This is a genomic window from Nocardia sp. NPDC058497, assembly GCF_042720195.1.
In the GTDB taxonomy this organism is placed as follows: Bacteria; Actinomycetota; Actinomycetes; order Mycobacteriales; family Mycobacteriaceae; genus Nocardia.
This window is the reverse complement of record NZ_JBHXMY010000192.1, coordinates 496-5,995: the sequence shown is the minus strand read 5'-3', so window position 1 is coordinate 5,995 and position 5,500 is coordinate 496. Positions and strand designations below refer to the sequence as shown.

Below are 5,500 nucleotides of genomic sequence, written 5' to 3'. Positions count from 1 at the left end.
CGACCATGGTGGTCGCGGGCAGTGCGCGGTCAGGAGGAGGTGGTGTTGCGGGTCTTCAGCAGGCTCGCCACCGTCGCGACGATCAGGATGCCGATGATCACGCTCAGCGACACCGGCGTGGAGATCTCCGGCACGCTCACATGCTCACCACCGTTGATGAACGGCAGCGTGTTCTCGTGCAGGGCGTGCAGGACCAGCTTGATGCCGATGAACGCCAGGATGGCGGCCAGGCCGTAGGACAGGTACACCAGGCGGTCGAGCAGGCCGCCGATGAGGAAGTACAGCTGCCGCAGGCCCATCAGCGCGAAGGCGTTGGCCGTGAACACCAGGTAGGGCTGCTCGGTGAGGCCGTAGATGGCCGGAATCGAGTCCAGGGCGAAGAGCAGGTCGGCGAAGCCGATGGCCAGCAGCGCCAGCAGCAGCGGGGTCACCACGCGTTTGCCGTCGATCCGGGTGACGAGTTTGTCGCCGTCGTACTGGTCGGTGGTGGGCAGGATCCGCTTGGCCAGCGCGACGATCCGGCTGTCGCGTTGCTGCTCGTGCTCGACCTCGTGCCCGCTCTCGCGCAGCAGGTTGATCGCGGTGTAGATCAGGAACGCGCCGAACAGGTAGAACACCCAGCTGAACGCGCTGATCGCGGCCGCGCCGACGGCGATGAACACACCGCGCATCACCAGCGCCAGCACGATGCCGATCAGCAGCACCTTCTGCTGGTAGATCCGCGGCACGGCGAAGGTGCTCATGATGATCAGGAAGATGAACAGGTTGTCGACCGAGAGCGCCTTCTCGGTGACGAAACCCGCGTAGTACTCCCCGGCGAAGGTGCCGCCCCATTTCCAGGCGACGAACAGGCCGAACAACAGTGCCAGGCCGATGTAGACGGCCGACCAGAAGCCGGATTCCTTGAACGTCGGTTCGTGCGGTGTCCGCACATGGGCGAAGAAGTCGAAGACGAACAATCCGAGGATCACCAGACCGGTGATCACCCACTCGAGCGCGGTCACCTGCATGTGGTGGTCCGATCGATGAAGTTCATGCGGTCCATCATGCCCGAAATGTCCGTTTCAGTCGGCTTTGCGGAACGATTGCCCGCCATGATTTCACACACACGCGCCCTGACCTGCACCTGCCCCGTCGGCGCGTCGGATAAATCCGTTTCGCGGCGCATCCCGCGCTGCTACCGTCGACGCATCGTCGCAAGACCCCGCACCCCGAGAGGAGCTAGCCGTGAACGGATCCACCGCGCAATACGAACGCCGTGTCGATATGCACCGGCTACTCCTGGGTGCCGGGCTGCCGCAACGCCTTTCGTGCGTCCGCGTCGCCTGCTGACCGGCCTCGCACCGGCCTGATCCAGGCCCCTCCCCCACACCCGTACGCCTCCGCGCCTCCGGTCCCTCCTCGTTCGTCGCCGCATGCTTCCGGCACGGTCAGAGCAAACCAGCAACGCGCACCGACCTATTCGTCCTCAGCGCCGCCGGGGTCGCCGCCCCGGATCGACCACAGCAGCCCGTCGAGCTCGTCGGGCTTGATCAGCACATCGCGCGCCTTGGAGCCCTCGCTGGGCCCGACGACGCCACGCGTCTCCATCAGGTCCATCAACCGGCCCGCCTTGGCGAAGCCGACGCGCAGCTTGCGCTGCAGCATGGAGGTCGAGCCGAACTGCGAGGTGACCACGAGTTCCACGGCCTGCAGCAGCACGTCCATGTCGTCGCCGATATCGGGGTCGACGTCCTTGACCTCGCCTGCCTTGGCGGCGGTGACGCCCTCCTGGTAATCGGGTTCGGCCTGGGTCTTGCTGAACTCGACGACCGCGTGGATCTCCTCGTCGGAGATGAACGCACCCTGCAGGCGAGTCGGCTTGCCCGCGCCCATCGGCAGGAACAGCCCGTCGCCCATGCCGATCAGCTTCTCCGCACCCGGCTGGTCCAGGATGACGCGCGAGTCGGTGAGCGAGGAGGTCGCGAAGGCAAGGCGGGAGGGCACATTGGTCTTGATCAGGCCGGTGACCACGTCCACCGACGGGCGCTGGGTGGCCAGCACCAGGTGGATGCCCGCCGCGCGCGCCTTCTGGGTGATCCGCACGATCGCGTCCTCGACGTCACGCGGCGCGGTCATCATCAGGTCGGCGAGCTCGTCGACGATGGCCAGGATGTACGGGTAGGGCCGGTAGACGCGCTCGCTGCCCAGCGGCGCGGTGATCTGGCCCGATTTCACCTTCTTGTTGAAGTCGTCGATGTGGCGGACCTTGTTGGCCTGCATGTCCTGATAGCGCTGTTCCATCTCCTCGACCAGCCAGGCCAGCGCGGCGGCGGCCTTCTTCGGCTGGGTGATGATGGGCGTGATCAGGTGCGGAATGCCTTCATACGGCGTGAGTTCCACCATCTTCGGGTCGATCAGGATCATCCTGACCTCCTCCGGGGTGGCCCGGTGCAGCAGCGAGATCAGCATCGAGTTGACGAAGCTGGACTTACCGGAACCGGTGGAGCCCGCCACCAGCAGGTGCGGCATCTTGGCCAGGTTCGCCGAGACGAACTCGCCCTCGATGTTCTTGCCGAGCCCGATCACCAGCGGATGATGGTCGTTGCGGGTGTGCGGCGACTTGAGCACATCGGCCAGGCGCACCAACTCGCGGTCGGCGTTGGGCACTTCGATACCGACGGCCGACTTGCCGGGGATCGGCGCGAGCAGTCGCACGTTCTCGGTGGCGACCGCGTAGGCGAGGTTGCGGGCCAGCGCGGTGATCTTCTCGACCTTGACGCCGGGGCCCAGCTCCACCTCGTAGCGGGTGACGGTCGGGCCGCGCACGAAACCGGTGACGGCGGCGTCGATCTTGAACTGCACCAGCACCTCGGTGATCGCCTCGATCATCGATTCGTTGGCGGCCGAACGCTTCTTGGGCGGATCGCCGTCGATCAGCAGGGTCAGCGGGGGCAGCGTGTAGTCGCCGTCGATGACGCGGTCGGTGACGAACTCCGGCTCCGGCGGTGCGGACGGGGTCTGGTCGACGACCTTGGCGGGCGGGCGTTTCCGCGCCGGTTTCGGTGCGGGCGCGGGCGGTTCGTCGACGATCGGCTTGGCGTCACGCAGCGGCGGTTCGCCGAGGGACTCGGTGAGCGCGTCGGAGCCGCCGAACTCGTCGGGCGGGTAGTTGTCGTCGGGGGTCCGGCCACGGCGGCGGGTCCCGTTGCGGTGCACCGGGAATCCGTCGGCGTCGTAGTTGGCCGGGTCGTACGGGTCGTCGTCGCCGGCATGCTCGCCGAGGCCGAAGTACTCGCGCAGGGCCGATGGCACCTCGCGCACCGTGGTCCCGGTGAGCAGCAACACGCCGAACACCATGGCCAGCAGCAGGATCGGCAATGCCAGCCACGGCGTGAGCCCCTGCCCGAGCGGACCGCCGATGGCGTAGCCGAGCGCGCCCGCCGCCCGCGAACGTCCGTGGGCGTCGGTGGGTGACCCGGCGGCCAGATGCCACACGCCCAGCGCGGGCAGCACGACGAGCAGCCCGCCCAGCACCAGCCGCGGCCGGATCTCCGGATGCGGCTGGGTGCGCATGAGCAGCACGGCGAGCGCGATGAACAGCAGCGGGGCCAGCCCGCCCGCCGTTCCCGCGATCGCGCGCACGACGTCTTCGAGGAAACGCCCGACCGGACCGCCTGCCGACATCCACATGGCGGCGGCGATGACCGCGCTGACCGCGATGAGCGCCAAGCCGATTCCGTCGCGCCGGTGCCCGTGCTCGATCTCACCGGCCCGGCTCAGCGTGCGGGTGGTGGCGCCGACGCCGCGGGCCAGCATGGTCCAGCCGCTGCCGACGCCGCGCCCGATCACCGCCAGCGGCGCGGTGTTCGACGCGCGCTTGACCGGCCTGCGCGCTGCTGCGGTGCGCCCGCGTGGCGCCGCCGACGCTCGCGGAGTCGTCGAACGAGATCGCGCCGACGGCGTCTGCCCCCTGCTCGATCCCGCCCGCGCCCGAGAGGTCGTGGTGCTGCGGGACTTACCTGCCATGACCATCAGGCTAGCCGCTCGGACACCGCCCGGACCATCCGCAACACTGGTCCCACCCCGGTTGCGACCGTGATCTCACCCGGATGCGCAGGTCGCGGGGCCCCGGTCAGCACGGGGAAATCTCGCCGGCGACCGCGTTTCGCGGTGTTGCGGCGCTCGCGCGACCTGAGCAAAATCTTTCAGATCCCTTGTGATCGGCTCGAATCCGGGCGCCGCGGGTGGCGCGGAGGACGCAACGGTCGGTACGTTGTCACCCGGCCCACCAGGTTGTGGCCAGGAATTACGAGGGGAATCAAGTGAAAAGAGTTTTCACCGGCGCGGTGGTCATGACCGCGACCATCGGCGCGCTGCTGGGCGGCCACATCGCGCCGGCGCAGGCGCAGGCCAACAACTACGGCGCGCTCGCGCTCTCGCGCAACGGCGCGTCCAGCATCACCGCCAACTACGGCAGCTACGCCGCGGCCGAGTCTGCCGCCATGGCTGGTTGCCAGCGTAGCGGGGGCGGCGCCGGGTGCGACGTGAAGATCTCGTGGCGCAACGGGTGTGGCGCGCTCGCCGAGTCGAGCCGCTCCTACAGCTGGGCCTCGGCGTCCTCGCTGCGGGCGGCCAAGCGCGGCGCGCTCAACGCCAACCGCGGCGCGGCCACCATCATCAACTGGAACTGCACTTCGGGCTACGAGCTCTAAGTCGCGCACCACCCGCCGGACAGTCACTCCGGCGCCATATCTCAATTGGGGAGATCAGTGAACAACCGCATGTTCAAGACGGCGGTCGCCGTGACGGCGGCCGCCGCCGCGCTCGGCTTGACCGCGTGCAGCAGCGACAGCGAGCCCTCCGCCGGGGCCCCGACAACCACCGCGGGCGCCGCGTTCGAGGACGGCAAGAAGGTGGAGGGCACCCAGGAGGGTGACGCGCCGATGACCACCACCGTGCCGGTGCTGCCCGCGCCGACGGTGGACGAGCTCAACGCCCGCCTGGACAAGGCCATGGCCGGTCAGCTGACCGCCGAGGAGAAGGCGACCTTCATCGAGGACGCCGAGCGCGACCCGAACCTGGTCGACAAGTTCGTCGAGGCGGCGAAGAAGAACAACGTCAAGGCCAAGATCACCAGCGTCGGCACGCCCGCCGACGGCAAGGTGAAGGCGCCCGCCGATGTCACCATCGACGGCACGCCGGTCCAGGGCGCGACCGTGGAATTCGTGGCCTCCGAGGGCGGCTGGCGCGTGTCGCACGTGTTCACCTGCAACATCGTGAAGTCGGCCAAGCTCGACTCCGCGGCCTGCCAGGCCTGACGCTGGAGGAACGAAACCCGCCGGGCGACACGGAGGTTTCAAGCGGTCGTCGCAACACTGCTGGTGTTAGGCGGTTAGTAGATCACGCAGGCGCGGGGGGGGGGGGGGGCCCCCCCCGCGCGATTGGGGGGGGCGCCGGGTGTTTAGGGTGCGCGTGGGCAAGGTCTTAAGCCGGGTGGGACCACACAAAAGAGACCCAA

Annotated in this window: 4 protein-coding genes; 2 read left to right on the top strand and 2 right to left on the bottom strand. The window is 68.5% G+C overall.

What is annotated here, in order from left to right:
• Nucleotides 1-29: 29 nt before the first annotated feature.
• On the bottom strand, nt 30-1,010 hold the full coding sequence (locus ACFWPJ_RS15280; RefSeq protein WP_378851586.1) for a TerC family protein: 981 nt from the start codon (nt 1,008-1,010) through the stop codon (nt 30-32).
• 448 nt (nt 1,011-1,458) lie between these two features.
• Complete coding sequence (locus ACFWPJ_RS15275) at nt 1,459-4,008, bottom strand: DNA translocase FtsK (RefSeq protein ID WP_378851583.1); 2,550 nt, start codon at nt 4,006-4,008, stop codon at nt 1,459-1,461.
• A 296-nt stretch (nt 4,009-4,304) separates the two neighbouring features.
• Here ACFWPJ_RS15275 and ACFWPJ_RS15270 point away from each other — a divergent pair, with 296 nt between their 5' ends.
• Both ACFWPJ_RS15270 and ACFWPJ_RS15265 read left to right on the top strand, forming a co-directional pair.
• Entirely contained in the window at nt 4,305-4,694 is a 390-nt protein-coding gene (locus ACFWPJ_RS15270; protein ID WP_378851580.1) for a DUF4189 domain-containing protein, read from the top strand.
• A 57-nt stretch (nt 4,695-4,751) separates the two neighbouring features.
• Nucleotides 4,752-5,300, top strand: coding sequence for a hypothetical protein (locus ACFWPJ_RS15265; protein WP_378851577.1), 549 nt, complete (start codon nt 4,752-4,754; stop codon nt 5,298-5,300).
• Nucleotides 5,301-5,500 lie beyond the last annotated feature (200 nt).